Source organism: Cyclobacterium sediminis (assembly GCF_054781075.1).
The window spans coordinates 31,147-46,713 of the sequence record NZ_BAAGVC010000017.1 but is presented as its reverse complement, the minus strand read 5'-3'; the positions used below and the strand labels follow the sequence as shown (position 1 = coordinate 46,713).

The 15,567-nt window shown below is 41.1% G+C and carries 10 protein-coding genes; 9 read left to right on the top strand and 1 reads right to left on the bottom strand.

The annotated features are described in order from the left end of the window. Nucleotides 1–682 precede the first annotated feature (682 nt). From ACYVHJ_RS14930 to ACYVHJ_RS14905, 6 genes are all read left to right on the top strand, one after another. Complete coding sequence (locus ACYVHJ_RS14930) at nt 683–769, top strand: RagB/SusD family nutrient uptake outer membrane protein (RefSeq protein WP_460516323.1); 87 nt, start codon at nt 683–685, stop codon at nt 767–769. Between the two features lie 92 nt (nt 770–861). Next, entirely contained in the window at nt 862–2,292 is a 1,431-nt protein-coding gene (locus tag ACYVHJ_RS14925) for a Gfo/Idh/MocA family protein (RefSeq protein ID WP_460516059.1), read from the top strand. 31 nt (nt 2,293–2,323) lie between these two features. Next, nucleotides 2,324–4,396 (top strand): alpha/beta hydrolase family protein, encoded by a 2,073-nt coding sequence (locus ACYVHJ_RS14920; RefSeq protein WP_460516057.1) that lies wholly within the window; start codon nt 2,324–2,326, stop codon nt 4,394–4,396. Between the two features lie 39 nt (nt 4,397–4,435). Beyond that, nucleotides 4,436–5,779, top strand: coding sequence for a Gfo/Idh/MocA family protein (locus tag ACYVHJ_RS14915; RefSeq protein WP_303613800.1), 1,344 nt, complete (start codon nt 4,436–4,438; stop codon nt 5,777–5,779). A gap of 79 nt (nt 5,780–5,858) precedes the next feature. Beyond that, entirely contained in the window at nt 5,859–7,208 is a 1,350-nt protein-coding gene (locus ACYVHJ_RS14910; protein WP_460516054.1) for a dipeptidase, read from the top strand. Between the two features lie 148 nt (nt 7,209–7,356). Continuing rightward, complete coding sequence (locus tag ACYVHJ_RS14905) at nt 7,357–8,103, top strand: glucosamine-6-phosphate deaminase (RefSeq protein ID WP_339903180.1); 747 nt, start codon at nt 7,357–7,359, stop codon at nt 8,101–8,103. A 145-nt stretch (nt 8,104–8,248) separates the two neighbouring features. On the opposite strand, the gene ACYVHJ_RS14900 is transcribed toward ACYVHJ_RS14905, so the two are convergent. Further along, entirely contained in the window at nt 8,249–9,268 is a 1,020-nt protein-coding gene (locus ACYVHJ_RS14900) for a LacI family DNA-binding transcriptional regulator (RefSeq protein ID WP_460516051.1), read from the bottom strand. Nucleotides 9,269–9,997: 729 nt separating this feature from the next. Here ACYVHJ_RS14900 and ACYVHJ_RS14895 point away from each other — a divergent pair. The 3 genes from ACYVHJ_RS14895 to ACYVHJ_RS14885 all read left to right on the top strand — a co-directional run bounded on the left by ACYVHJ_RS14895 (nt 9,998) and on the right by ACYVHJ_RS14885 (nt 15,541). Continuing rightward, entirely contained in the window at nt 9,998–10,693 is a 696-nt protein-coding gene (locus ACYVHJ_RS14895; RefSeq protein WP_460516049.1) for an RNA polymerase sigma factor, read from the top strand. Nucleotides 10,694–10,838: 145 nt separating this feature from the next. Further along, nucleotides 10,839–11,873: a FecR family protein gene (locus ACYVHJ_RS14890; protein WP_460516047.1), complete on the top strand. Its 1,035-nt coding sequence runs from the start codon at nt 10,839–10,841 to the stop codon at nt 11,871–11,873. 233 nt (nt 11,874–12,106) lie between these two features. Further along, complete coding sequence (locus ACYVHJ_RS14885; RefSeq protein WP_460516045.1) at nt 12,107–15,541, top strand: SusC/RagA family TonB-linked outer membrane protein; 3,435 nt, start codon at nt 12,107–12,109, stop codon at nt 15,539–15,541. The last annotated feature ends 26 nt before the right edge of the window (nt 15,542–15,567 follow it).

Sequence of the window (15,567 nt, the reverse complement as noted above, 5' to 3'; positions counted from 1 at the left end):
AGGGTAAAACCCTGTGCCAACAATTCCCTTTCTTGCTCCAATTAAATGGGCAGGTCAGTACGAAATATTGATGCTTACATTCCTCTCCCTACGACCTACATTTGCATTTCTACTGCCTACATCTCTGTTCCTACTGCTTACAATTGCATTCCTTCAACCTACATTAGGATTCCTACGGCTTACAAATGCATTTATTTGCCTTACATCTCTACTCCTTCAGCTTACAATAGGATTTTTCCGATTTTATTATGGCTGAGAAATGGTGTAGGATGGATCAAAGGTTTATTTCAAACTCAAAATGCAACTAATACAAGGAGGAGTCCCCCTTTTTTTGTGCGTTTTCAAATAACCGAAGCTAAATAGTTCTATCTAATTTTTAAACATCCATTAAACTAAATATGTATGATAAAAAGTTTGTTCAAGCACTTATAACACATATACAGCCTGTCGGTACATAGCTAGCCCTTCAAGCAAACTTCTGTTGGTCAGATTGTTCCCTAAGAATTTTGGAATTGATTATGTTTTAACATTTAAGTTGTAGGTTTTTTCTATACGGTTTTTCCTTTCGTATTTCGATAACGTTATCGCAAATAAATTTTATGGTTTTAATTAATTTATATGCTTTATGGGGTAAATTGGATTACCTTAATAAAGTTTGATTTATGGTGACGTGCTAAAGTAAATACTTACTTTTCTCCCTATTCCACAGTCTGAAATAAATAAAAATGGCCTGTTGGAACAGAATCCGGGTTATAATGTGGCCCCTTAAATTGCTTTTTCGATGAAAAAAGTGATGTATGTATTTTATTTTAGGGTACGTACATCATTTTTTTATATATTGAGTGTTAAATATTTTGTTCTATGAAAAATAAGCGAAGAGATTTTCTAAAATTATCCGGTATTTCGAGTCTTGGTGTGGCGGGTTCGGCTCTATTTCCGGGGTCTAGCTTTGGGGCCGATGAAAGCAAAGGCTACGAACAAATTAAAAAACTGGCGCATAAACAGCACAAACAGGTTTTCAATATGTCCGGATATGCTGCTCCAAAAATTGAAACCGTAAGGATAGGTGTAATTGGATTGGGAAGCAGGGGGTCTGCAGCTGTTAGGAGATTGAGCAAAATTGATGGTGTGGACATCAAGGCCTTGTGTGACCTAAGACCAAAGCAAGCGGAGCAGGCCAAGGAAAAGCTTTCTGAAACCTCTCACAATCCGGAACTGTATTCCGGAGATGCAGAAATATGGCAAAAATTAGTCGAGCGAAAAGATCTTGACTTGATTTATATTACTACCCCCTGGGAATTGCATACCCCCATAGCTCTTTATGCCATGGAAACCGACAAACATGCGGCAGTGGAAGTTCCGGCAGCAATCACCATGGAGGAGTGTTGGGCCTTGGTGGAAACTTCTGAGCGAACCAGAAAGCATTGCATGATGCTAGAAAATACCTGTTATGATTTTTTCGAATTAATGACCTTAAATATGGTCCGCCAAGGGTTTTTTGGAGACATTGTGCATGCTGAAGGGGCTTATATACATGATTTTATCCCCAGTATATTCAGCAAGAAAAAATGGAACATGTGGAGATACCGGCACAATGCCAGTAGAAATGGGAATCTTTACCCTACTCATGGACTAGGCCCCATATGCCAAGCCATGAATGTCAATAGAGGAGATAGGCTTGATTATTTGGTTTCTGTATCAAGCAAAGATTTTGTCTTGGGCGAAATGACCGCAAAATTGGCAGAAGAAGACGATACCTACAAAGAGTTTGTAGGAAAGCCTTTCCGGGGAAACATGAATGTGACGACCATAAAAACAAAAAATGGAAGTACCATAATGCTTCAGCATGATGTTTCTTCACCAAGGGTATATTCCAGGATTCACTTGGTAAGTGGCACCAAGGGAGTGGCCATGAAGTATCCCTTGCCGGGAAGAATCGCCACCAGCCATGAGGGATGGCTTTCGGAAAAAGAAATGAAAGTGATTGAAGAAAAATACCAACCTGAAATTGTCAAAAGAATTGGTGAAATGGCCAAGGAGGTTGGAGGCCATGGGGGAATGGACTTTTTGATGGACTGGAGACTTATTGACTGCTTAAGAAATGGTTTACCACTAGAACAGGATGTTTATGACGCAGCGCTATGGAGTTCGATTTTCCCATTAAGTGAGTGGTCTGTAGCCAACCGATCTTCCGCCATAGATGTACCTGATTTCACCGGTGGTTCCTGGCAAAACAATGCACCTGTAGACATTAATTTAACCCATGGTGGCAACACCGGTATCAAACTTTAATCCGGCTAATCACATTTAATACTTTCCATTTATGAAAAAGATCCTTCTCTTAAGTCTGTTTGTGATTGCCCGGTCATTTCTTGCCAGTTCTGCAGAGCTAAAGCATGAAATGGGTTTTTCCATTGTTCCGCCGGATAGTTTGCCCCAAGTCTTGGCTCCCCACAGTGCCGATATCCTAAATAGCACAATGAAGCAAAAAGCCCAAATAAAATTTGCAAGCCATTTGTTGCCGGAGAGCCTGCCAGATTGGGAAAAGATGAAAGAAGAAATAAGAGAGGAGATTTTAGCCAATAGTGGATTGAAAGTGGATCATGAGCTGGATTTGGACATGAAAGAAACAGCTACCATTCAAATGGAGGGCTATGCGATCAAAAATATTTATTTTCAAACCCAGCCCGGTGTTTATGCCACAGCCAATCTTTTTATTCCTGATGGAGAAGGGCCTTTTCCTGCAGTGGTCAATATGCATGGCCATTGGAAGGAAGCAAAAGGTGCGGAGAGCATCCAATCAGTAGCCCATAGTCTGGCAAAAAATGGATATGTATGTTTGAGTATGGATGCTTTTGGAGCGGGAGAAAGGGGTACAACCCATATGGATTTTGAATACCATGGATCCAATTTGGGTGCCTCCCTGATGAACATAGGAGAAACGCTTCTTGGGGTCCAGGTTATAGACAATATGCGAGCGGTGGACCTTTTAAGTTCATTGCCTTATGTGGATGCAGAGAATATTGGTGCCACAGGAGCGAGCGGGGGAGGTAATCAGACCATGTGGTTTGCGGCCATGGATGAAAGGGTAAAAGCAGCAATGCCCGTGGTGAGCGTCGGCACCTTTGAATCTGCGGTAATGGGATCCAACTGCGTATGTGAACTGCTTCCCGGTGGATTATCTTTTACCGAGACTTCAGGAGTATTGGCTCTTTATGCACCTAGGGCTTTGAAAATGTGCAACCACAATAAAGACAGCAATGTTACTTTTTATCCCTCAGAAATGCTTCGTAGCTATCACAATGCCAAACCGATTTTTGAGCAGTATGAGGTTGAAGAGAAGATCGCCTATGAATTGTTTGATTTAGAACATGGCTATTGGCCTGAAGACAGAGAGGCCATGTTGGGTTGGTTTGACTTACACCTCAAGGGAATAGGGGATGGAAGTGCCCGAGAAGAAATCCCTTTTAAAGTGCTTCCTTTTGAAGAATTAATGGTTTTCCCTAAAGGGCAGCGAGACCCCAAGGTAGTAGGGGTGGCGGAATATGCCAGGAAAAAAGGCCAACAATTGAGAAAAAATTACTTAGAAAAAACCTCCTTGGATAAGGAACAAGTGGTTGAAGATTTAGCAAGCCTCTTAAAAATACAAGCTTCTCCAGTGGTTAAAAATGTTCATCGATTTTCGCCTGATGGGACTTGGCAAAGACTAGCTTTGGAAAGTTCTGAAAATTTATTGACTCCTCTATTGATCAAGAAGCCCAGCCATTCAGGACTTGGTTATGTTTTACTAGCAACAGCCGCCGGCAAACAGCAAATACCCCAAGCACGAGTAGATGCCTGGACACAAAAAGGATATGGGATAGTCATTGCCGAATTGAGCGGTACAGGTGAAGCGGCCTCAGCTGAGGATCAAAAGGTAGATTATTTAACTCCTTTCCATACCTTGGCCAGGGCAAGACTTTGGCTCGGAGAAACCATGCTTGGCCAATGGGTAGGTGAATTGGCTATGGTTTCCGAATTTATAAAAGCAGAATATGCTGCGGAGAATTTGATCTTCGATGGGGAAAAAGAAGCCGGTTTAGCCGGCCTGTTTCTCGCCGCACTAGAGGAAGATGTTTACGACTCCCTTACTTTAAGAAGTGCCCCAATTAGTTATCTTTTCGATAATCGTGAGGGTGTTGATTATTTTTCCTTGGCCATTCACCTACCAAAATTCCTCCAATGGGGAGATGTTTCCTTAGCTGCCGGCTTGACAGGATTGCCCATTACTTTTGCCCAGCCAGTGAGCATGTCCGGGGAGCCCATTTTATCCAATAAGGAGAAAGCATGGCAAACTGAGTTTGCGGCCGCCAGAAGCTTATTGAAAACAAATGGAAGCGTAAAATTTGAATTTTAATACCCACCAATAAATATAGAAGCATAAAACCAATAGATTATGAAAACAATAAACAGAAGGAAATTCATCCAAAATACAGGTTTGCTTACTGCCTCAGGCTTGTTGGCTCCTTCATTTGGTTATGGGCATAAAAAACAAAAAAGCCGTGTGGTGTTGGTAGGAACAGGGGGTAGAGGAATAGGAATGTGGGGAGCGCCTGTACAGGAAGAATACAATGATATACTGGAGTTTGTTGGCCTTTGTGATATCAATCCGGGAAGAGTCGCTTATGCCAAAAAGAAAATGAAAGTCGATTGTCCTGTGTATACAGACTTTGACAAGATGATGAAAGAGACCAAACCCGATACCTTGATTGTAACCACAACGGATGCCACACATCATGAATACATCGTCAAAGGGTTGGAAGCAGGTTTGAGGGTGATCTCAGAAAAGCCAATGACTACCGATGAATTTAAGTGTCAGGAGATTTTTGATGCTGAAAAAAGAACCGGCAATAAGGTGATCGTTACTTTTAATATGCGGTATTCCTCTTATGTACAACAAATCTGGGAGCTACTTAGGAATGGAGAAGTGGGAGACATTAAATCCGTAGACCTCAACTGGTATTTGGATACCAGTCATGGAGCAAGTTATTTCAGACGTTGGCATGGGGAGAAGGAGCATGGAGGGACTTTACTTGTACACAAAGCAACCCATCATTATGATGTGTTGAATTATTGGATGGATTCAGAACCTGAGGAAGTTTTTGCTTACGGTTCATTGGATTATTACGGGCAGAAAAACAGCAAGTTCAATAGTACCAACTGTAGGCCCTGCCCTCATAAATCCAAGTGCAACTTTTATTGGGACATTACCGAGAGCCAAAGTTCAATGGATTTATACGTGGCCAATGAGAAACATGATGGCTATCTCCGGGATGGATGTATCTATAGGAAAGAAATTGATATCTATGATACCATGGCTGTTCAATACAAATATGCCAATGGTGTAAAAGTAAATTATTCGCTGACAGCCTGTTCTCCTTATGAGGGCTATAGACTAGCCGTTAATGGGACAAAGGGCAGATTGGATGCCTGGATAAAATCTTCTATGCCGACCGGGGTGCCACCTTACCAAGAAATTACGATTAGAAATCTTTTCGGGAATGTAAAAAATATCAAGGTGATGCCGGAGTCTGGTGGACATGGCGGATCAGACCCCAGATTAAAGGATAAGATATTCAGGTATCCTGATGCGCCTGATCTTTACAAGCAATCTGCCGGTTCCAGAGATGGTGCCATGTCTGCATTGATTGGTATCGCAGCGAGGAATAGCATTGAAACCGGAAAAATTGTGCGGATTGAAGACCTTACTTCTTTGGTTCCGGTAGCAAAGAAATCATAAAAGAGTTTCTGGGGAAATACATTAGTAGGGTTTCTCGGCATTATGGAAAATATGAAAGCATTGCATTAACGGTATTTATATGGATCATCAGAGAAGGAAGTTTTTAAAAGTTTCCGGGTTGGCAGTGTCTGGTTTGGGAGTAATGGAAAGCTTTGCAGCAGGCCAATCCGGCGAGCAGGCGGCAGGTCCTCTACATGAGGATCCTACTCGCTTTCAAATCACCAAGGGGATGGAAGAGGCCTATCAGGTAGCACTTAATGTACTAAAACCAAGCAAAAGTCAATTGGAACATGGGCTTGAACTGCATCGGGACGCTGTGGTGGTGGATTGTTATGGTTTTATGCCTCGTGCGGCAGTAGATGGGGACAGGATGAAGAAAGCAGTGGAGGAAAATGCTTCTCCATTGGAGCTTCAGGACATGCGGGAAGACATGAGCATGACTCGGTTTGTGGAAATCCAACGGGAAACAGAAGAGTTTATCAATGCTTGGAAAGCTTCCGGAGTCACCTGTGTGATTCAAAATTCAGGAGAGGAAGGGAGTGCCATAGAAAAACTGCTGAAACGTTTGTCGCGTTTTACTTACGCCACAGATTGGATGAAGGATGTTTTAATAAAAGCGGTTACCCCTGAAGACATTTTGTTGGCCAAAGAACAAAATAAGCACTCACTTTATTTTACCGGAAACGGTGTGCCCCTTCCTCAGGGTTGGGTTTCTGTAGAAGAGGAGCTTCGCTATATCAGGGTGTTTTTTCAATTGGGAATTCGGATGATGCACCTCACCTATAACAGGAGGAACATGATAGGGGATGGTTGTGGAGAGCCCAATGATGCCGGGTTGAGTGATTTTGGAAGGGCAGTGGTTAAAGAAATGAATAGGGTTGGTGTCATTGTGGATATTTCACATTCCGGATGGCAAACCAGCTTGGATGCAGCCAAATTTTCTGACAAACCTATGGTGGCCAGCCACAGCACAGTTAATTCATTGTATCCACATTTTCGTGCCAAGCCGGACAATGTAATCAAGGCCATAGCAGATACTGATGGGTATATGGGGATTTGTTGTATTCCTTGGTATCTGGGAGGTTCAGGAGATATCGCCTCCTTGATGCAACACATAGATTATATGGTCAAGAAGTTTGGGCCTGACCGAGTGGCCATAGGTACGGATGTCGCCCATAATTCCCAGTATGCTTCAAAGGAAAATAAGAAAATACCTGCTTATCGAAAACCTAGAAACCGATGGGAAGCTTTATGGCCCGATCCCGAAAAAGAGTTTACTACCAGCAAAGCAATGACCCAAAGCTTGGCTTGGACAAATTGGCCTTTATTTACTGTAGGCATGGTTCAAATGGGCTATTCGGAGGAGACCATCCGGAAAATATTAAGTGGCAATGTATTGCGAGTGGCCAGGGCTGCTTTAAAACAATAGGTATTCTAAGACTGGGATTTCCCCGGTCTTATTTAATGGTTTCCGGCCTATGTATTGTAGGGTACGGTACCGAATATATTTAGATGATTAACCTTAGCCTAGGCTGACCAAATGTTAGTGTTTTTTTATTTACCTTAATTTAAATTATATGATAATATTTCAATCTGAGAATCCGAAAGCGCTTGGAAACTTAGCAGGAGAGGAAGCAGCTCCTCTGATCAGAGAAGCGATTGCAAAGAAAGGCAAAGCAAATTTAATATTAGCCACCGGTACCAGCCAATTTGAAACCATTTCCAGGCTTTTGGATGAAGAAATTGATTGGAGCAAAGTGACGGTTTTTCATTTGGATGAATACATAGGAATTCCGATTAGCCATCCGGCAAGCTTTAGGAAATACCTGAAGGAAAGATTTGTAGATAAGGTAGGAAACCTGGGAGCCATACACTATATCAATGGAGAAAATGATCCTGAAGAAGAATGCAAAAGGCTGGCGTCCTTAATCTCAGATAAGGACATAGATGTGGCCTTTGTAGGCATAGGTGAAAATGGCCACTTGGCTTTCAATGATCCCCCTGCAGACTTTGATACCCAAACACCCTATCTTGTGGTAGACCTGGATGAGCCATGCAGAAAACAACAAATGAATGAGGGATGGTTTGAAAAGATGGAGGATGTTCCGGCCCAAGCCATTAGCATGTCCATTCAACAGATCATGAAATCCAAACACATCATATGCTCAGTACCCGATGAGCGGAAAGCTAAAGCCGTTCAAGCTTGCCTGGAAGGTGAAGTGAGTAATTTAAACCCCTCAAGTATTTTGCAAGAGCATGCGTCCTGCAGCATTTTCTTGGATGATGCATCGGCCTCCTTATTATCCAAGCCAATACAGAAATAAACCACTAACCCCAAACCGTGTCCAAAGATCGATTAAAGATCTTGGGATGCGGTTTTGTTTAGGTGTCTCTAGCATTTCTTTATCAAGCTATTTTTTCTTTTGATGATTAAGCCCTATCGTTTTAGCTTCTAAGCAAATTACCTTTTTAAATTTTGGGGAATGAACGCATAGTGGATTCTCGAATAATTAATTTCCCCGGTAAAATAACCTCCTTGGGGGCTAAATTTTCTTTCTGTATATGTTTGAGGAGCAATTCACAAGCCATGCTTCCTATTTCAAAGGCAGATTCAGATACTGTGGTTAGGGTAGGGGTAATTAGGGTGCAGATGGGGTCGTTGGTAAAGCCAACCACACCAAAGCCCTTTCCTATTTGAATGTTTTGCTTTTTAAGTTCAACCATGGCCCCTATGGCTTTTCGGTCATTTACCGCAAAAATGGCATCCGGCTTTTTGGACTTGGCCATGAGCTTTTGAAGGTCCTTAGCACCACATTCTTGTGAAAACCCGTTGTGAATAATCCATTTTTTTTTGACCGGTAGGTTGTGGTGTTCCAGGGCATTTAGGTATCCATTGAGCCTGTTTTGGGTAAACATCTGGTCTTTTGGCCCGGTGATATGGGCTATTTTGCTAAACCCTTGAGAGATCAGATGAGATGTGGCCTCAAAAGCCCCATTATAATCGTCCTGCTTTACTTTCGAAGCATCAAGACTGTTGGTCCGGTCAAAGAATACCACTGGCACCCCTTTGTCCATAATTTTATGAATAGGATCGTAATTACTAGCGCAGGTAGAGATAAGTATTCCATCTAGTCCGGATAGGATAAGGTTGTTCAGGATCTGGTATTCCCTTTCCTCGGAGTCATTGGTTAGGTAGAGGACAATATTGTAATTGTAATCATAAGCAATTTTCTGTATACCGGTAATGACCGTTGAAAAATAATAGTTGGTGATGAAGGGAATGATAACCCCGATATTGTTGGTTTTTCCCTGAGAAAGCCCTCTGGCATTGTAGTTTGGTTTATAATTAAGCTCCCTGGCTTTTTCAAGGACCAACTGTTTGGTTTCTAGGCTCACATCATAAGCGTCCCGTAAAGCTCTGGATACTGTGGAAACTGAAATATTCAGTTCGCGTGCAATGTCTTTTATAGTTATCGTATGGCGTAACATTCACTTTTAATCAATAGGACCTATAATATGCTGTTTATTTTATAAATATAAAATACCATTTGTAGGGAATGGTAGTATAATGTAGAGGTAGTCCATTGAATTCATAAAGATTTGATATAAAATATTAACGAAATAAGCCGTTGTTTTAGTGGTGGAATTGTGATTTGGCCTCGCCATTCAACACCCGAATCAGCTATATTATACTTAGAAAAGGAAAAAATCAGGCGCAAAACTTTTATTTAACAGAATAACAACCTAAATTTTACTAAGCTTGAAAAATGGGATGATTTAAAGATAAAAAATCACCTTAACAATTGGGCGTTTAGTAAATCAATGCTTGAGATTTTTGGAGAATTAAGGATCCTCGGAAAATTTCTAAAGCATTCAATTTTGTCTTTTCAAAAAGAAATAGGTTGTGAAGGACAAGTCTTATTCATAGGGTAAGATTAATTTGTCGGTTCACCTTCAGCCTATTTCTGGTTCAGTTTACAATGCCCAAGTCCTAATTGATTTAAAACAACATTAAATTCGATAAATGTATGTGCACATGCATTGCCTGATAAGAAATATAGCCAACAGAAATCTTGAAACAGGGAGCCATCTTAATTCCTACGATCAATGTTAGTGGTTTATTAAAACTCTTGTCAATTTTGTATGCATCTGATACGTTTTTAGAGCTAAACTATAAATGTTATCCTGCTGCTTTATAGTGGTAGGGTTATTATTCATATGGAGTTATCCGGTGGGGAAAATAGAGACTTTCAATTGACACTTGCTCATGGAGAAAAGAACACAAAAGTAAAGGGTTCTTTTGCTAAAGATGCCGGGCAGTGCAAGGAAGATGCTATACTATGGGCTGAATTTAAGTCAGGGAATGAAATGGCCTTTTCTGCTCTTTATGAACGCTATATTGTGGCATTGTTTAATTATGGAGAGATCATAACAGCCGACAAAGAATTGATTGAAGACAGCATTCATGATTTATTTGTGGAGCTTTGGAAAAACAGAAAATCTATTGCGCAAGCGGAATCTGTTCGCTACTATTTATACAAATCCCTCAAAAGAAAAATTGTTAGAAACCTGGAGAAAAAACGTAAATCTCCATTAAAAGAAAGTTTCAAAGACCATGATTTTGAAATTGTTTTGCCTCATGATTTGGGAATTATATCCGGAGAAATTACCGCTATACAGAAAGAAAATATTCTAAAAGCCCTCAATCAACTATCTAGAAAACAGAAAGAAGTAATCATATTGCGATTTTATGATGGCCTTTCATTTGCTGAAATTTCCGGTTTACTCGGCATAAGCCAAAAGTCTACCTATACCTTGGTTTATAGGGCACTTGCTTCCATGAAAGGGAGTATGGATAATAAGCTCTTGTATTTGCTTGCATTGAAGGTATATTGTGCAAGTGATTGCCTATAAATCGACCTACTTTTTCTTCTTTAATATTTTTTTTAAAATTTTATCAATTTTTTTGAGGTAATTTCCGGAACAGCCTCCCCTTATATATATACACCGGAAAATGAGAAGAATTTTCTTAGTCTTATTTTTCCTTAAAGCAATCTAGATGAAGTCAGATATTCATTCTGTTTATGACCTATTGGTAGACATTTCCTTTCTTGACTGGGTCAAAAGCCCCACTGAAGAAACGAACAGGTATTGGGAGGAATGGCAAGGAAGTAGCCCTGAAAGGAAACTTATGCTGCGAGAAGCAAAGGTGATTGCCAATGGAATAGATTTCAAAAAAACCAGCCCTGAAAATATTCGTAAAGAATTGATTTTTAAAAAGATACAAGATTCTATTCATGAGGATAAAGAAGAGCCTGCTCCAGAAAACATAAAAATGAAAGCTAAGCCGAATCGGGTAATGGCTAACAACGGCTGGCTGAAATGGGCTGCGGTATTTATCGGTCTCTTGGTAATGAGTGGCATTTACTACTTTGCCTTAAACGAAAGTATGACCACGCATACGACTGCTTACGGGGAAACCAAAAGCATTGTCCTTCCTGACGGGTCTGAGATAAAACTCAATGGCAATTCTTCACTGAGCTATTCCAATAGCTGGGAGATGGGTGAGGCAAGGGATGTTTGGTTAGTAGGGGAAGCCTACTTTACCGTAAAGCATTTAGGCGTGCAAGAGAAGTTTGTTGTCCATGCCACCACCGACTTTAATGTGGAAGTTTTGGGAACGGAATTTAACGTGCTTAACCGAAAAGGAAAAACCAAGGTGGTCTTGTCTTCCGGAAAGGTCATGCTTAACCTCCAAAAAGATAGCAGCGAGGAGCGTTTGCAGATGGCTCCAGGAGAAATGGCTGAATACATTCACAATGACAAGGTTTTAACAAAAAAGGAAGTAGATCCTATGGTATATACCTCATGGAGAAACAACCGCTTGCTCTTTGAGGATACTTCTTTGAAAGAAATAAAAGCCATTCTTGAATCTACTTATGGCCTCAAGGTAATTGTAGCGGACAGCAATTTACTTGAAAAACGCTTGTATGGATCCGCGCCTAGCAATGATGTTACCTTATTGCTGGAAGGCCTGGAGAGGAGTCTGGGAAATGAGATATCGATAGAAGGAAAACTGGTCACAATCAAATAAAACAAATATAAAGGAATACCAAAGTCATTAGCTTAATTCAATACCATAGAATTTATCAAACCACTATATAGTACTGCCGAATAATTTTTTCATCGGAGCTTAATAACAAGGACATAAGCCTACCGAAGAAATTGTAAAATTACTTTAACCAAAATGATCATTATCAGGGCGTTATTCTATTTAACTCCAGGGTTTGGTCAGTCACTATAACTAACAACCTAACAATTTCGAATATGAAAAAACTTAACAAAATTAAATTTTCATTGCTCGTCTTTATGATCGGGGTAATGAGTATTCAAGCCCAGGAACTCGCGCTGGGAGACGGGAATCGGGTAGTTCACGTTGGAAAGAAAGCTTCAACAAATAACTTAAAGGCTTTAATTAAAAAGCTGGAACCGATGTATGAGGTTTCTATTGTCTGCAATAGTGAATTGATCCATACCAAAATTGCTTATGAGGTTACTGATCAATCAAAATCAGTAGAGGAACATCTGTCCAAATTAACGGCAATCAGCAACCTGAGTTACCACAAATTGGATGAAGGCTTCTACGTAATTGCCAACAAGGAAGAAAAAGGTGCTATCAAAAATGATGCTTTACCCGTGAATTTGCCCAATAGCGATGCCAAGCAAACTGCAAAAAAGGAGGCAGAGAGAAAAGCAAAAGCTGAGGAAGAAAATATCTCAGGTACTGTGTCTTCAGAAAATGGAGAAACCCTTCCCGGTGTTAACGTTCTTCTTAAAGGAACCAATATTGGTACCGTTACAGACATGGATGGTAAATATTCCATCACGGTCCCAAACAGTACAGGAACATTGATCTTCTCTTTCATTGGCTTTTCTTCTCAGGAAATCCCAATTTCCGGAAGAAGCATGATAGATGTGACCATGGTGGATGAATCACAAGCTCTTGGAGAAGTTGTGGTAACGGCCTTCGGTTTGGAGAGAAAAAAGGAATCATTGGTTTATTCCGTTACAGAAGTGAGAGGAGAGGAGTTTACCAAATCCAGAGAAACCAACTTAGCGAACTCCTTGACAGGAAAGATTGCCGGTGTGAATGCCACAAGTATGGCTAGTGGACCGGGTAGTTCTAGTCGGGTGGTCATCAGAGGAAACGGCTCCTTAAACGGTAATAACCAGCCCCTCTATGTGATCAATGGTATGCCCATATCCAACAGTCCTGCCACTGTAAGAGATCAAGCCAACGGAGCCACTACTGATTTGGGGGATGGGATTTCCAGTATCAACCCGGATGACATCGAATCCATAAGTGTGCTTAAGGGGGGGGCTGCAGCGGCCTTATATGGCAGTCAGGCAGCAAATGGCGTAATCCTAATAACCACCAAAAAAGGAACAAGGCAAGCAAAAGGGATTGGTATAGAGCTTAACTCCAATTTCACTTTGGGTACTATTAATATTTTCCCTGAGTATCAATATGAATATGGACAAGGAAGTCTGGGTGTTCGTCCACAAAGTCAGGGTGAAGCCATCAGTACAGGACGTTTGTCTTATGGTGAACCCATGGATGGCCAGCCATATGTGCAGTTTGATGGAGTAGAAAGGCCATATTCAGGTGTTTCTATCAAAGACAATATCAAAGCATTTTACAGAAATAGTACGAATATCGTAAATACGGTATCTTTTTCCGGAGGAAATGAATCGGTTCTTTATAGGGTGTCTGCTTCAGACCTTCAATCAGGAGCTATCGTAAAAGGGTCTACCTACGACAGGCAAACTGCCAATGTGAATTTAAAGGCTTTCTTGAGTGATAAATTGAGCTTTGATACCCAGGTGCAATACAATTATGAAGTAGGAACCAACCGTCCGGGGGTAGGCTATGTTGGAACCAACTCTGCATGGGGCGTTTATTTATTGGCCAATACGGTTGATATAACAGATTTAGCCCCGGGCTACAATCCAGAAACCGGTCAGGAAGTAGAGTGGCAACATGTAAACCAAGCCACAAACCCCTATTTCGCCAGAGACAGAATGGGGAATAAGGATGTGAAAGATAGGGTGATGGCCCAAGGAAGCATAACCTATGATCTGCTGCCCAATTTATTTATCAAAGCGGATTTTATGCGGGATTTTAGCAGCTGGAGAGAGGAAGATTATTACCCTGTAGGTACTGCCTTTAGACCTTTGGGTACTTACCGTTCACAAGAAGAACTTCGTACCCGGTCTAACGGCCGAGTGATTGCCAACTACAACACTACTTTTGCCAATGGCATCAACCTAGCTGCAATGGTTGGGGGCAATTTGGAAAGAGATATTTTGGATGTTTCCAACCTTGTAGGTTCTGAATACATCATTCCCGATTGGATCAGTCCTGTTAACCTGAATATTCTGGCTCCTTCCAAAGGTTTTTACCGAACAGGTACCAATTCGGTTTTCAGCTCCTTGGATTTTAACCTCAAAGAAACTTACTATTTAAGTATCACAGGTAGACAAGATCAGTTTTCTACCCTGAACCCCGGAAACAATAAAATCTTTTACCCTTCTGTAGGAGGTAGTGTGATTTTATCCAATGCTTTTGATCTTCCGGATGCGATTAGCTTTGCGAAGTTAAGAGGTTCTTGGGCTCAGGTAGGTTCTGCCACGGTGGATGCCTATGCCATCAATCAGTTGTACGGCTTCCGATTGGGAGGTCACTTGGGAGTACCAGTGCAGACTTCAAGCTCTGCCATTTCAAATCCTGAATTAAGACCTTTGACTTCCACTACTTCTGAAATAGGTTTTGATGCGCAGTTTTTCGACAATAGGTTTGGCATAGATTTCACCCTTTATAGCAAAATTAATCAGGATGACATCGTTTCCACCGCTATAGCCCCTTCTTCAGGAGCTACCTCTACCTTATTGAATGTAGGAGAAATTAGCAATAAAGGGATAGAGTTGCTTTTGACCGGTAATCCCATAAGAACATCTGTATTCTCTTGGAATGTAAGTTATAACCTTGCTTACAATAAAAACAGGGTGCTTACCCTCGCTCCGGGTCAGGCCACCGGTAACAGTAGCTTATTGGGCAAAGATTCTAGTACTCGTTTTGGAAGAAGTTACGAATATACAGAAGATGGAATTAGGGTATATAATAGCGTAAGTGGCTATGCCATGCGAGGACCAACAATGCCGTTGGGGATAGGTGTTCCTCCTTATACCATGGGTTTTGAAAACACCTTTACTTACAAAAACTTCTCTTTAAATGCGCTTATCGATGCCAAATTTGGAAATAAATTTTTCTCTCAGGCCAAACAATACATGTGGAGGTTTGGCTTGCTTAAGGAAACCTTACCCGGAAGAGACAATGGGCTGACCGTGGAGGGTGTTGATGAAAATGGAGATGCCTTTACCAAAACATGGCCTGCCAGCTTTATGTCTACTTATTATAACAATGATGGACAGTATGCTACCAACTTTATGATCGATGGGAGTTTTGTGAAATTAAGAAGCGTGGTATTGAATTATAACATACCGGTAGAGAAATTACAATTTGTGAATTTGACTACCGCCCAAATATCATTGGTGGCCAGAAACCTTGCCATTCTTTACAGAAATTCAGATCATTTTGATCCTGAACAAGGGTCTGATCCTAATAGCAACTCCCAAAATTTTTCCGGAGTAATGCTTCCAAGAACTAGAGAGATAGGTTTTAATTTAAGGATTGCTTTTTAATGAAGAGCAGTCTGCAGTTCACCAAT